Source organism: Neotabrizicola shimadae (assembly GCF_019623905.1).
GTDB classification, from domain to species: Bacteria; Pseudomonadota; Alphaproteobacteria; order Rhodobacterales; family Rhodobacteraceae; genus Neotabrizicola; species Neotabrizicola shimadae.
Map to the genome: position 1 here is coordinate 1,079,918 of NZ_CP069370.1, position 13,124 is coordinate 1,093,041.

Consider the following 13,124-nt stretch of genomic DNA (forward strand, 5'->3'; position numbering starts at 1 on the left):
TGGCCTTCTCACAGATTCCATCAAGTCTTTCGGCAGTTGGTCGCCCTTCGGTCAACAATCCAGCACCATGGCGCAGATTGTTGACGAAACCGAATGTCACCTCAGGGCGGCAATCGGCCCTTCGGCCCGTCCATGGATGAACTGCTGCACGTAAGGGTCCGGCGTCGCATCCATTTCCGAAACCGGCCCGGTCCAGCGGATCAGCCCGTCATGCAGCATCGCCACCTGATCGGCGATGGCCCGCACGGACGACATGTCATGCGTGATGGTCATCGCCGTCACGCCCATCTCCACGACGATCTCGCGGATCAGATCGTTGATCACCCCCGCCATGATCGGGTCCAGCCCGGTCGTCGGCTCGTCGAAGAAGATGATCTCGGGCTCCGCCGCAATCGCCCGCGCCAGCCCCACGCGCTTCTGCATCCCCCCCGACAACTCGGCCGGGAACAGGTCGGCCACCTGGGGCCCCAGGCCCACCCGGCGCAGCTTCTCGATCGCCACCTCGCGCGCCTCGGCCTTGGGCCGCTTGCCCGTCCCCCGCAACAGCCGGAACGCCACGTTCTCCCAGACGCGCATCGAATCGAACAGCGCGCCGCCCTGGAACAGCATCCCGAACCGCGCGAGGAACGCATCCCGGTCGGCCTTGGTGACATCCTCGCCATCCAACCGGATCGAACCCGAATCGGGATGCACCAGCCCCAGGATGCACTTCAGCAGCACCGACTTGCCGGTGCCCGACCCGCCGATGATGACCATGCTCGTCCCGCTGGCGATGGACAGATCCACCCCCCGCAGCACCCGGTTGGCCCCGAAGGCCTTCTGAACGCCCTGAAGCTCGATCATGATCCGAACATCACAGAAGTCAGCACGAAGTTCGCCGCCAGGATCAGGATCGACGCCGCCGCGACCGCGCCCTTCGTGGCACTGCCCACGCCCTGCGCCCCGCGCCCCGACCTCATGCCGTAGTAGCAGCCGATCAGCGTCGCAATCGCCCCGAAGACCGCGCCCTTCACCAGCGAAGACAGCACGTCCGGCGTCTCAAGAAAATCGACCGTGCGCTGCACATAGGTCGCGCGGTTGAAGCCAAGCGTCTCGGTCGAAACCAGAAAGCCGCCCAGGATGCCGATCACGTCGCCCACCGCCACCAGCAGGGGCACGGTCAGCGCCCCGGCCAGAACACGAGGCGTCACCAGATACTTCATCGGATCGGTCGAAAGCGTCACCAGCGCGTCGATCTGCTCGGTCACCTTCATCGTGGCGATCTCGGCAGCAATCGAGCTTGTGACCCGCGCCGCGATCATCAGCCCCACCAGCACCGGTCCCAACTCGCGCACCATGCCGATGGCCACGATCTGCGGCACCACCGCCTCGGCCGAAAACCGCTGGCCGCCGGAATAGATCTGCAAGGCCAGCGCGCCGCCGGTGAACACCGCCGTCATGCCCACCACGGGCAGCGAGAACCAGCCCACCTGCGCCAGCGCATGGCCGAATTCGCGCGGATAGAAGGGCGGGCGGAACAGGTGGCTCACCACCTGCGCGGCAAAGATCGTCAACCGGCCAAGTGCGGCCAGCCCGCCCAGCACAAGGCGGCCGATGGCGGCCAGCAGGGTCAGGGGATTCACGCGCCGTGCTCCAGATAGCGGCGGGTATAGCGGCGGCCCAGAACGGTCAGCAGTTCATAGCCGATGGTGCCCGCCGCATCGGCCAGGTCATCGACCGACTGGTGCGGCCCAAGAATGTCCAGCGCCCGCGGAATCTCGGGCAGGTGGCTGATGTCCACCGTGACCATGTCCATCGACACGCGGCCGACCAGAGGGCAAGGCGTGGCGCCGTCCCACAGCATCGCCGCATTGGACAGGGTCCGGGGCAGGCCGTCGGCATAGCCCGCCGCCAGCGTGGCAATGACCGAGGGCGCCTCGGCCTCCCAGGCGGCGGAATAGCCCACGGTCTCGCCGGGGGCGACCTCGCGGGTCTGGATGATCGGCAATGACAGCGACACCACGGGATTGCCCGTCTCGAAGGGCCGGCCGCCGTAAAGCCCGATGCCCGGCCGCGTCAGATCGAAATGATAGCGCGGTCCCAGCAGGATGCCGCCCGTCGCGGCAAAGCTGCGCGGCAGGCCGGTGCCGCCGGTCATGTCCTCGAAGACGGCAAGCTGCGCCTCGTTCATCGGATGATCCGGCTCGTCGGCGCAGGCCAGATGGCTCATCAGCAGTTCGGGGTCGGCCTCCAGGATGTAAGGCGCCACCGCCTCCCACTCCATCGGTTCCAGCCCCAGCCGGTTCATGCCGGTGTCCAGTTGCAGCCCGAACGGATGGCCGGGCAGGGCTTCCAGATGCCGGGTGATCTGCTCCAGCGAATTGAGCATGGGCGTCAGCTCAAGATCGTGGATCATCTCGGTATCGCCCGCCATGTGCCCGGACAGGACCGAAATCTGCGGGCCGGGCCCAAGCGCCTGCCGCACCGCGGCGCCTTCCTCGGCGGCGGCCACGAAGAACCGCCTGGCGCCGGCCTGCGCCAGCGCACGGACAACCCGCGTCGTGCCAAGCCCATAGGCATCCGCCTTCACCACGGCGGCGGTCTGCACGCCCGATGCGGAAAGCCGGTCCAGCGCGCGCCAGTTGGCCGCGATGGCGTCAAGGTCGATGTTCAGGGTTCCGGTGGCCATTACGCGGTTTTGACAAGCCTTGGCGGAAGGTCAAGGGGGCATCGCGCTTCCCCCGCGCCTTCGGCGGGATGCACCTTCGGCTGCCGCCTCGGACAAGTGTTAAGTCCAAGTTAAAGTGCGTCCGTAACGCATTGATTTTGCTCACTCTGAAAAGCGTCCGAGCTCGGACGCCCCTCAGGTCGGCGAGGCCGGGGAAGAGGCCAGGTGCGGCCCATGGGCCTCGCCCACCTCCGGCCCGGCATCCAGCCGGTCGGCCTTCCTCAGGGCCGGGAACATCCATGCCCACAGCCCCGTGACCCCCAGCGTCCCGATCCCGCCAAAGACCGCGGCCCCCACCGGCCCGATGAACCGCGAGACCACCCCGGATTCGAACTCCCCCAACTCGTTCGAGCCCGAGATGAACAGCCCCGACACCGAGGACACCCGCCCCCGCATGTGGTCCGGGGTCACGATCTGGACCAGGGTCTGGCGGACATAGACCGAGATCATGTCCGCCGCCCCCAGCACCGCCAGGGCGGCGACCGACAGCCACATCGACTGGGACAGCCCGAACACGATGGTGGCCAGGCCAAAGGCCGCCACCGCCCAGAACATCCGCGCCCCCGCCCGCCGCTTCAACGGCCACCGCGCCAGCGCCGCGGCCATGAGCACCGCCCCGATGGCCGGCCCCGACCGCAGGATGCCAAACCCCTCCGGCCCGACCTTCAGGATATCCGAAGCAAAGGCCGGCAACAGCGCCGTCGCCCCGCCCAGAAGCACCGCGAACAGGTCCAGCGAGATCGCCCCCAGGATCACCTTGTTGCCCCAGACATAGGCCAGCCCCTCGCGGATCTGGGCGATCTGGCTCCCCGGCTGCCGCTCCGGCGTGGTGTTGGCCCGCATCGCCAGGATGATCCCCACCCCAGCCAAATAAAGCACCGCCACCATCCCATAGCTGACGGCGGTGGAGATGGCGCAGAGGAGCCCGCCGATCCAGGGCCCCACGATCACCGCCCCCTGCCAGCTCAGCGACTTCAGCGAGATCGCCTGCGGCATGTCCGCCTTGGGCACCAGCATCGGCGTCAGCGCCGAAGCGGCCGGCGACAGGAACGCCCGCGCCGCCCCAAACACCGCCGCGATGAGGAAGATATGCGCCGGCTGCGGCGCAGGCTCCAGCGCCACCGCCACCAGCCCCAGAACGCAGAGCACCTCCACCGCCAAGGACCACAGCACGATGGCCCGGCGCGAGTGCCGGTCAGCCATCGACCCGGCCCAAAGCGTCAGAAGGAACAGCGGCACGAACTGAGCCAGCCCGACCATGCCCACGAGAAACGCGCTCTCCTCGATCGACCGTGTCTCGCGGCCTACGGCATAGACCTGCCAGCCGATGGTGACCGCCTCGATCTGCACGGCCACGTTGACGAACAGCATCCCCAGCCAGAACAGGCCGAAGTCGCGGTGGCGGAAGAGGAAGTTGGGCGCGTGCGGTTCCATGCCCTTGCGTAACGTCCTTGGCAATAAGGTTCCAGAGCCACCCGCTGTGCATCCGGGGCATGACGGCTGTGCAGAGGCGTGCCTTGTTCCTTCTGCGTTGCGGCATATCCTCCCATTGCCGAAGAAGAGGACCGCCATGAACATCGCCGTCACACCGCCGCGCACCGCCGACCATCCGGTCGAGCCTGTTTTCCTGGACCGCTGGTCGCCGCGCGCGTTCACGGACGAGGCGATCTCGGAAGCCGGCCTGATGGAGTTGCTGGAGGCCGCCCGGTGGGCCCCCTCGGCCATCAACGTCCAGCCCTGGCGCTTCGCCTGGGGTCTGCGCGGCGATGCGGCGTTCGACCGGATCGAAAGCGCCTTGCTGCCCGGCAACCGGGCATGGGCGGGCAAGGCCGCCGCACTCGTCGTCGTGGGCTCCAAGCTCACGCGGACAACGCAGGAGGGCGCCGAGGTGCCTAACGGGTTTCATGCCTTCGATGCCGGCACCGCCTGGGGATTCCTTTCTCTTGCCGCCCGCATGAAGGGCTGGGCCACCCATGCCATGGGCGGTTTCGACCACGCGAAAATGGCCGAGGTGCTTGCGTTGCCGGAAGGTTACGGGCTCCACGCGGTCGTCGCGATAGGCCGTCAGGCCGATGCTTCAACGCTCCCCGAGGGCCTGCGCGCCCGCGAGGTGCCGAGCCTGCGACGGCCGCTGGCGCAAACGGCCGGGCACGGGCATTTCCCGGCCTGAGGGGCTTCAGTCCCCGATCTCTTCCACCCGGAAATCTCGCAGGATATGGCGCGTGGCCGCGAACCACGCGCTTTCCCGTGTCCGCGCCTGATGAGCCTCGAACCCCGGGCGATCCCGGAAGGTCTCCATTACCTCGAAGGTGAGCGGATCGTCCGTGTCGGCGATCTCGAAGGACAGGCAGGCCGGTTCGGCGCGGGTCAGGCGGATGTGTTCGTCGCGATGCCTGCGCACCGCTTCGGCCTCGGCTTGTGTCAGGCACCGCAGGTGGCCGCGCAGGCGGATCATCGCATCAGCCTTCCATCGCCGCGATCATGTCCACGCGCGTTGCGTGGCGCCCGCCCTCGAACTCGGCGGACAGGAACGCATCCACGATGTCCAGCGCCAGGGCTTCTCCCACCACGCGGGCGCCGATGGACAACATGTTTGCATCATTGTGCTGGCGGATCATCCGCGCAGAGAAGGTGTCGGAGCAGACGCCACAGCGGATGCCACGCACCTTGTTGGCGGCCATCATGATGCCCTGGCCGGTGCCGCACAGGATGATCCCGAACCGGCAGTCACCCGAGGCGACACGGCCTGCGGCAGCCGCGCCCTGTTCGGGATAGGGCACGCTTTCGGGAGTCTGGGGACCGATGTCCTCCACCTCCCAGCCCTTCGATGCGACATGGGCCGCGATGGCCCGTCTCAGCCCGATGGCCGCGTGGTCGCTGGCCAGAACGATGCGCTTGTCGGTTCCCATGGCAGGTTCCTTCCCCGTCCGTCCGCGGACTATTCCAGTTCGATGGTTCCCGGCGGCTTGGACGTGCAGTCGTAGAACACTCGGTTCACACCCTTCACCTCGTTGATGATCCGCGTCGCGGTTTCGCCCAGAAAGTCATGGGTGAAGGGGTAGTAATCTGCCGTCATGCCATCGACCGATGTCACCGCCCGCAGCGCCAGCGCGTAGTCATAGGTGCGGCCGTCGCCCATCACGCCCACCGTGCGCATCGGCAGAATTGCGGCGAAGGCCTGCCAGATTTCGTCGTACAGCCCGTGCTTGCGGATCTGGTCGATATAGACCGCATCGGCCTTGCGCAGGATGTCCAGCTTTTCGCGAGTGATCTCGCCAGGGCAACGGATGGCAAGGCCCGGGCCGGGGAAGGGGTGTCTGCGGATGAACTTCTCGGGCAGCCCAAGCTCGCGGCCAAGCGCGCGGACCTCGTCCTTGAACAGTTCGCGCAGCGGTTCCACCAGCTTCATGCCCATCTTCTCGGGCAGGCCGCCGACATTGTGATGGCTCTTGATCGTGACCGATGGCCCGCCCGAGAACGAGACGCTTTCGATCACGTCGGGGTAGAGCGTACCCTGCGCCAGGAAATCGGCGCCACCGATGGCCTTTGCATGTTTCTCGAACACCTCGATGAACAGCCGACCGATGGTCTTGCGCTTCACTTCCGGGTCCGACACGCCTTCCAGCGCGCCCAGGAAAAGGTCGCTTTCATTGGCGTGGATCAGGGGAAGGTTGTAGGCCTCGCGGAACATCGTCACGACCTCCTCGGCTTCGTTCAGCCGCATCAGACCGTGGTCCACGAAAACGCAGGTCAGCTGCTCGCCGATGGCCTCGTGGATCAGGATGGCCGCCACCGAGGAATCCACGCCGCCCGAAAGTGCGCAGATCACGCGGCCTTGGCCCACTTGGTCGCGGATCTTCTGGATCGCCTCGGCGCGGTAGGCGCCCATGGTCCAGTCGCCCTTGAACCCCGCCATGCGCACGAAGTTCTCATACAGCTTCGCCCCCTTGGGGGTGTGGTGCACCTCGGGGTGGAACTGCACCGCATAGAACCGGCGGCTTTCGTCCGCGGTGATGGCAAAGGGCGCATTGGGCGACGTGCCATAGACCTGGAAGCCCGGCGCGATCTTCGACACATGGTCGCCGTGGCTCATCCAGACCTGCTCGCGCCCGTCCATGAACCAGCCGTCCAGCAGCGGCAGTTTGCGGTCTTCAGGAGTGACGAAAGCGCGCCCGAACTCGGCCGTGCCGTGGCCGCTTTCCACCAGCCCGCCAAGTTGTTGCATCATCGTCTGCTGGCCATAGCAGATTCCAAGGACCGGAACGCCAAAGCTCCACAGGCTTTCCGGCGCGCGGGGGCTACCCGTCCGCGTCACCGAGTCCGGCCCGCCGGACAGGATCACCGCCTTGGGGGCGAAGGCCCGCAGGAAGGCGTCGTCCACGTGGTTGTAGGGGTGGATTTCGCAATAGACCTTCAGCTCGCGCAGGCGGCGTGCAATCAGCTGCGTCACCTGGCTGCCAAAGTCGATTATCAGAAGGCGGTCATGATGGGTCATGCGCCCGCTTACGGCGGGGCAGGGGATTCTTCAAGACGATGCACCCGAAGGCTCAGACCGCTTGGCGCTGCCGCCACAGAAGGAAGGCCAGGGCAAGAGCGACCAGTCCCGCCGCCGCCGCAATGATGGGCAGGTCGGATGCGTTGGCCACGATGACCCCGGCCAGCGCCCAGATCACCGTGGCAGCATAGACCGGCATCCCCGGCTTGCGGCGCTGCGTGGTCACGGCCAGGGCCAGCACCAGGGCAAGCATCGCGATGGCGGACATCTGGTTGGACAGGAGCCCGTAACCCGCCACCAGAACCCCGGTCGAGACCGCCGCCGCCGCCGACAGCCACCCCGCGAGGATGGCGAGCGGCGCGGAAAGAAGCCATCGGTCATGGCTTGTATCGGCACGCAGGAATGCGGTCAGCGCCGCGGCCTGCATGATCCAGATGGCCAGCGTGGCCCATCCAGGGCTGGCCCCGGCGATGGAAAGCCAGACAGAGCCGAGCCCGACGGCAAGCGTCAGGGGCCAGCGGACCCGGTCCCAGGCGGGATCGTCCGGGCGGCGCAGCAGGCCGAACAGGGCATGGGCGGCGAGCCAGAGGTAGATCACCGCCCAGATCGAGAAGGCATAGCCCGCGGGCTGGATCGCCGGCCGGTCGATCGGCACCGGGAACAGGGTCGGGTCATAGCCGGTGAAGGGCGGGGTCACGAAGGGCGCTGCGCCAAAGGCCAACGTGGCCGCGCACAACAGGGCCGCGCGGAATGTGCCGCCGGTCACACCAGCGTTCCGTCTGCCGCGATGCGGGTCTTGCCGCCCAGGTAGGGGTGCAGCGCCGCCGGAAGGTCAACCGAGCCGTCGGCCTGCTGGCCGTTTTCCAGCACGGCGATCAGGCAGCGGCCCACGGCCAAGCCCGAACCGTTCAGCGTGGCGAGGTGTTCCGGCTTGCCACCCGATGCGGGGCGGAAGCGGGCGTTCATGCGGCGGGCCTGGAAGGTGCCGCAGGTCGAGACAGAGGAGATCTCGCGGTACTTGTTCTGGCCGGGAAGCCAGGCCTCAAGGTCATGTGTCTTCTGCGCGCCGAAGCCCATGTCGCCCGTGCAAAGGACGATGGTGCGGTAGGGGATGCCGAGCTTCTCCAGGATCGCCTCGGCGCAGCGGGTCATGCGTTCGTGTTCGGCGAGGGCCGTGTCAGGGGTGCAGATCGTCACCATCTCGACCTTCTCGAACTGGTGCTGGCGGAGCATCCCGGTGGTGTCCTTGCCCGCGCTGCCGGCTTCGGAGCGGAAGCACTGGGTGTGGGCGGTCATGCGGATGGGGAGCTTGGCCTCGTCCACAATGTCGCCGGCCACGGTGTTGGTGAGGGTCACCTCGGAGGTGGGGATCAGCCACCACCCGTTGGTTGTCTGGTAGCTGTCCTCGGCGAACTTCGGGAGCTGGTTGGTGCCGTACATGGCCTCCTCCTTGACCAGCACCGGGGTCCAGGTCTCGGTCAGGCCGTGTTCGGCGATGTGGGTGTCCAGCATGAACTGGGCCAGCGCCCGATGGACGCGGATCACGGCGCCCTTGAGGACGACGAAGCGGCTGCCGGAGAGTTTGGCGGCGGTCTCGAAGTCCATGCCGGGCTTCACGGCGGGGATGTCGAAGTGTTCGAGGGGCTGGAAGTCGAAGGTCCGGGGGCTGCCCCACCGGCGGATTTCGACGTTGTCCTCCTCGTCCTTGCCGTCCGGCACCTCACCCAGGGGGAGGTTCGGGATTTCGAGGAGCATCCGGCGAAGGCGGTCGTCTTCCTCGGCGGCCTCGGCGGTCAGGCGGGCGATCTCGGCCTTCTTTTCGGCGACCAGGGCGCGGAGGCGGTCGAACTCGGCCTCGTCGCCGCGGGCCTTGGCGGCGCCGACCTCCTTGCTGGCGCGGTTCTGGTCGGCCTGGGCGGTTTCGGCGGCCAGGATCTTGGCGCGGCGGTCCTCGTCGAGGGCCAGGATTTCGGACGAGAGGGGGGCCAGGCCACGGCGGGCGAGGGCCGCGTCGAAGGCGGCGGGGGTCTCGCGGATCAGGCGGATGTCGTGCATGGGGGCCTCCTGGCGGTCGTCAGGGGGCTTATGCCAGAAGCCGGCATCCGGGGGAAGGGTGGCAGGCGTCCGAGCTCGGACGCTTTGCTGATCCATTTGAAATCAATAGGTTGCGTGCGCGAATTAACTTGGACTTAACGAATGTCCACACGGCCCCGCCCCCGGCGCAGGCCCTGCGACCATTGGACAATTGCGCGAAACCTTCCCGGCGGGTGTTATCCGTGACCGGGAGAGGGAGGGAAGAGATGTCCGTGCAGGGAGCCCATGTTGAGCGCGTGCTGTCCACCGTCGCCTCGGCCTCGGCCGCGGCGCGCTCGCGGCTGGCGGCGTCCTGGCAGCGGTCTTACCACAAGCACGGGCTGGATCCGGCGCGGGGCCGCCCTGCGCCCGCGCCCGACCATGACCGGCTGCGCGAGCGGCGCGAGGAGATGGGCGCGCTTCTGGCAATTGCCGGCGGCCGTCTGGACGATTTGCACGCCATGGTGGGCCATTGTGGCTGCGGCATCCTTCTGACCGATGCCGAGGGGCTGGTGATCGACAGCCGTTCCAGCGCGGCCGACAGCGGCATCTTCGGGTCCTGGGGGCTGGCGCCCGGCCATGACTGGAGCGAGGCGGCGCAGGGCACCAACGGCATCGGCACCTGCCTGGCCGAAAGGCGCGCGGTGACCATCCACCGCGACCAGCATTACATGAGCCGCAACACGGCGATGTCCTGCATCGACGCGCCGGTTTTCGGGCCGGAGGGCGGACTGGTGGCGGCGCTGGACGTGAGTTCCGCGCGGGCCGACCAGACCGAGGGGTTCAACCGGCTGATCGAGGCGATGGTGACGCGCGTGGCGCGACAGATCGAATCCGATCTGTTCCGCGCGGCCTTTCCGCGCCATCGCATCGTGCTGGGGCGTGGCGATGAACCGGCGGGCGCGGCGCTTCTGGCGGTGGATGCCGACGGGCTGGTGGCCGGGGCCACGCGCGAGGCGCGGCGCCAGCACGGGCTGGCCGTGGAGGGCGCGCTGCGGCCCATGCCGCTGGTGGACCTGATGGGGCAGGACAGCGGCCCGGCTGGGCTGGATCAGGCGGAGCGGGCCGAGGTGATCTGCGCTCTGGCGCGGGCGGGCGGCAATGTCTCGGAAGCGGCGCGGGCGCTTGGCCTGGGCCGGGCGACGATGTACCGGCGCATGAAGCGGCTTGGCATCGAGGAACATCGGCCGGTCTGAGGCCTTGGTGCGCCTTCGGTCGGGTATTGCCCGAGGCCATCACCTCGGGCACGGCGCGACATTTGCGACAAGACCGCCCGTGCGCAAGACGGGCAGGAATATCGGGGAGCCCCTTGGCGATTTGCTGACAAATCGCCAACGCGCCGGGTCGGCCTCCACTGGAGGCCGCCCTGTTCGGCGCGCAAGTGGCACCGGGGGCGACGTTTCGATCGTGAATGATCGGCATCCGCTCCACCTGTCTCAGTTCCGAGACAGGTCGTCCTTGCGGGCTGGTTCCCCCCGGATGACCTGCACGGCCCGCCGCTTCAAGGTGATTTCAGGACCGGGCGGGGAGCCTGGCCACGAGAGGGAGAATCGCCATGAACCAGATCACGCAGAAAGACTTCCGCACCGTGTCGCCCTTCAAGACGCGTTACGACAACTTCATCGGCGGGGCCTTCGTGCCGCCGAAGTCGGGGCGCTACATGGACAACATCACGCCGATCACCGGGGCGGTGGTCTGCGAGGTGGCGCGGTCCGGCGCGGCCGACATCGAGGCGGCGCTGGATGCCGCCCATGCCGCCAAGGGCGCCTGGGGCAAGACCAGCGCGGCGCACCGGTCGAACATCCTGTTGAAGATCGCCGATGTGATGGAGGCGAACCTCGACCTTCTGGCCGCCGCCGAGACCTGGGACAACGGCAAGCCGATCCGCGAGACGACCTTGGCCGACATTCCGCTGTCGGTGGACCATTTCCGGTACTTTGCCGGCGTGCTGCGCGGGCAGGAAGGCACGATGTCGGAAATCGACCATGACACCGTGGCCTATCACTTCCATGAGCCTCTGGGCGTTGTGGGCCAGATCATCCCGTGGAACTTCTCGATCCTGATGGCGGCCTGGAAGCTGGCGCCGGCGCTGGCGGCGGGCAATTGCATCGTGATGAAGCCGGCCGAGCAGACCCCGGCGGCGATCATGGTGCTGGCGGAACTGGTGGCCGACATCCTGCCGCCCGGCGTTCTGAACATCGTCAATGGCTTTGGCGCCGAGGCGGGCGATGCGCTGGCGCGCTCGAACCGGATTGCCAAGATTGCCTTCACCGGATCGACCGCCACCGGGCGCAAGATCATGGAAGCGGCGACGGTGAACCTGATCCCGGTGACGCTGGAATTGGGCGGCAAATCGCCCAACATCTTCTTCAGCGATGTGATGGCGCAGGATGATGCCTTCCTGGACAAGGCGGTGGAAGGCTTCGTGCTGTTCGCCTTCAACCAGGGCGAGGTCTGCACCTGCCCGTCGCGGGCGCTGATCCAGGAAGACATCTACGAGGCGTTCATCGAGCGCGCGATTGCCCGGGTGAAGGCGATCAAGCAGGGCGACCCGCGCGACATGGCCACCATGGTGGGCGCGCAGGCCAGCAAGATGCAGCATGACAAGATCATGTCCTACCTGGCCATCGGTCGCGAGGAAGGTGCGGAGGTTCTGGTGGGCGGCGATGCCGCGCGCTTCAACGGCGATCTTGCGAACGGGTTCTACATCCAGCCGACCATCCTGAAGGGCCACAACAAGATGCGGGTCTTCCAGGAAGAGATCTTCGGGCCGGTGGTTTCCGTCACCACCTTCAAGACCGAGGAAGAGGCGCTGCACATCGCCAATGACACGATGTACGGCCTGGGCGCCGGCGTCTGGACGCGCGACGGCACCCGCGCCTACCGCTTTGGCCGCGCCATCGAGGCCGGCCGCGTCTGGGTGAACAACTACCACGCCTATCCGGCGCATGCGGCCTTTGGCGGCTACAAGCAGTCCGGCATCGGGCGCGAGACGCACAAGATGATGCTGGACCACTATCAGCAGACCAAGAACATGCTGGTCAGCTATAACCCGAACAAGCTGGGGTTCTTCTGATCCCTTGCCCTCTTGGGGGATCGGTCGGGGAGGGGGCCGCGGCAGCGCGGCCCCCTTGCCTTTGGTCGCCCGGGCGGCTTTGGGCCGGCGTCTCTTGACCTTGCCGCAGACAATGCCCTTATGTCGCAGGCATCCCTAACGCGAGGACAGGACCATGGCCTTCACCCTTCCCGACCTTCCCTATGCCCATGACGCGCTGGCGCCCCTTGGCATGTCGAAGGAGACGCTGGAGTATCACCACGACCTGCACCACAAGGCCTATGTGGACAACCTGAACCGGTTGCTCATTGCCTCGGAATACGAAGCGATGAGCCTTGAGGACATCGTGACCAGCACCTACCAGGCCGGTGCGGTGGCGCAGAACGGCATCTTCAACAACGCCTCGCAGCACTGGAACCACAATCTGTTCTGGGAGATCATGGGGCCGGGCGAGAAGAAGATGCCGGGCGAGCTGGAACTGGCGCTGGCGGAAAGCTTCGGCTCGGTCGCCAAGTTCAAGGAAGATTTCGCCGCCGCCGGTGCCGGCCAGTTCGGCTCTGGCTGGGCCTGGCTCGTGAAGGACAAGGACGGCGCGCTGAAGATCACCAAGACCGAGAACGGCGTGAACCCGCTGTGCTTTGGCCAGACCGCGCTTCTGGGCTGCGATGTGTGGGAACACTCCTACTACATCGACTTCCGCAACAAGCGGCCGGCTTACCTGACCAACTTCCTGGAGAAGCTGGTGAACTGGGAGGCCGTTGCGGCCCGCCTGTAAGGAGGATCGGCCTGAGGTC

13 protein-coding genes are annotated in these 13,124 nt (G+C 67.1%); 4 read left to right on the forward strand and 9 right to left on the reverse strand.

The annotated features are described in order from the left end of the window. Positions 1 to 96: 96 nt before the first annotated feature. The 4 genes from JO391_RS05155 to JO391_RS05170 form a co-directional block, all read right to left on the reverse strand. Positions 97 to 843, reverse strand: a complete 747-nt coding sequence (locus JO391_RS05155; RefSeq protein WP_220663120.1) for an ABC transporter ATP-binding protein — start codon at positions 841 to 843, stop codon at positions 97 to 99. Further along, on the reverse strand, positions 840 to 1,622 hold the full coding sequence (locus JO391_RS05160; protein WP_220663121.1) for an MlaE family ABC transporter permease: 783 nt from the start codon (positions 1,620 to 1,622) through the stop codon (positions 840 to 842). The genes JO391_RS05155 and JO391_RS05160 overlap by 4 nt, the downstream gene beginning before the upstream one ends. Next, a complete protein-coding gene (gene alr / locus JO391_RS05165) occupies positions 1,619 to 2,668 on the reverse strand; it encodes an alanine racemase (protein ID WP_220663122.1) in 1,050 nt (349 codons plus the stop codon). Before alr ends, JO391_RS05160 begins: the two co-directional genes overlap by 4 nt. 174 nt (positions 2,669 to 2,842) lie before the next feature. Beyond that, on the reverse strand, positions 2,843 to 4,141 hold the full coding sequence (locus JO391_RS05170) for an MFS transporter (RefSeq protein WP_220663123.1): 1,299 nt from the start codon (positions 4,139 to 4,141) through the stop codon (positions 2,843 to 2,845). Positions 4,142 to 4,277: 136 nt separating this feature from the next. On the opposite strand from JO391_RS05170, the gene JO391_RS05175 reads away from it, so the two are divergent. Beyond that, entirely contained in the window at positions 4,278 to 4,877 is a 600-nt protein-coding gene (locus JO391_RS05175; protein WP_220663124.1) for a nitroreductase family protein, read from the forward strand. Positions 4,878 to 4,883: 6 nt separating this feature from the next. Here the strand turns inward: JO391_RS05175 and JO391_RS05180 are convergent, their stop codons facing one another. The 5 genes from JO391_RS05180 to serS are packed head-to-tail and all read right to left on the reverse strand — an operon-like array spanning position 4,884 to position 9,257. Then, positions 4,884 to 5,162: a putative quinol monooxygenase gene (locus JO391_RS05180; RefSeq protein ID WP_220663125.1), complete on the reverse strand. Its 279-nt coding sequence runs from the start codon at positions 5,160 to 5,162 to the stop codon at positions 4,884 to 4,886. A 4-nt stretch (positions 5,163 to 5,166) separates the two neighbouring features. Continuing rightward, positions 5,167 to 5,616, reverse strand: a complete 450-nt coding sequence (gene rpiB, locus JO391_RS05185; RefSeq protein ID WP_220663126.1) for a ribose 5-phosphate isomerase B — start codon at positions 5,614 to 5,616, stop codon at positions 5,167 to 5,169. Between the two features lie 29 nt (positions 5,617 to 5,645). Further along, a complete protein-coding gene (guaA, locus tag JO391_RS05190) occupies positions 5,646 to 7,202 on the reverse strand; it encodes a glutamine-hydrolyzing GMP synthase (protein WP_220663127.1) in 1,557 nt (518 codons plus the stop codon). 52 nt (positions 7,203 to 7,254) lie between these two features. Next, positions 7,255 to 7,968: a TspO-related membrane protein gene (locus JO391_RS05195; RefSeq protein WP_220663128.1), complete on the reverse strand. Its 714-nt coding sequence runs from the start codon at positions 7,966 to 7,968 to the stop codon at positions 7,255 to 7,257. Next, entirely contained in the window at positions 7,965 to 9,257 is a 1,293-nt protein-coding gene (gene serS, locus JO391_RS05200) for a serine--tRNA ligase (protein WP_220663129.1), read from the reverse strand. Before serS ends, JO391_RS05195 begins: the two co-directional genes overlap by 4 nt. A 245-nt stretch (positions 9,258 to 9,502) precedes the next feature. On the opposite strand from serS, the gene JO391_RS05205 reads away from it, so the two are divergent. The 3 genes from JO391_RS05205 (at position 9,503) to JO391_RS05215 (ending at position 13,105) form a co-directional block, all read left to right on the forward strand. Continuing rightward, the gene (locus JO391_RS05205; RefSeq protein WP_220663130.1) at positions 9,503 to 10,471 is read left to right on the forward strand and encodes a GAF domain-containing protein; all 969 of its coding nucleotides are present in this window, start codon (positions 9,503 to 9,505) and stop codon (positions 10,469 to 10,471) included. Positions 10,472 to 10,830: 359 nt separating this feature from the next. After that, a complete protein-coding gene (gene exaC / locus JO391_RS05210) occupies positions 10,831 to 12,351 on the forward strand; it encodes an acetaldehyde dehydrogenase ExaC (RefSeq protein ID WP_220663131.1) in 1,521 nt (506 codons plus the stop codon). Between the two features lie 154 nt (positions 12,352 to 12,505). Further along, positions 12,506 to 13,105 (forward strand): superoxide dismutase, encoded by a 600-nt coding sequence (locus tag JO391_RS05215; protein WP_220663132.1) that lies wholly within the window; start codon positions 12,506 to 12,508, stop codon positions 13,103 to 13,105. The last annotated feature ends 19 nt before the right edge of the window (positions 13,106 to 13,124 follow it).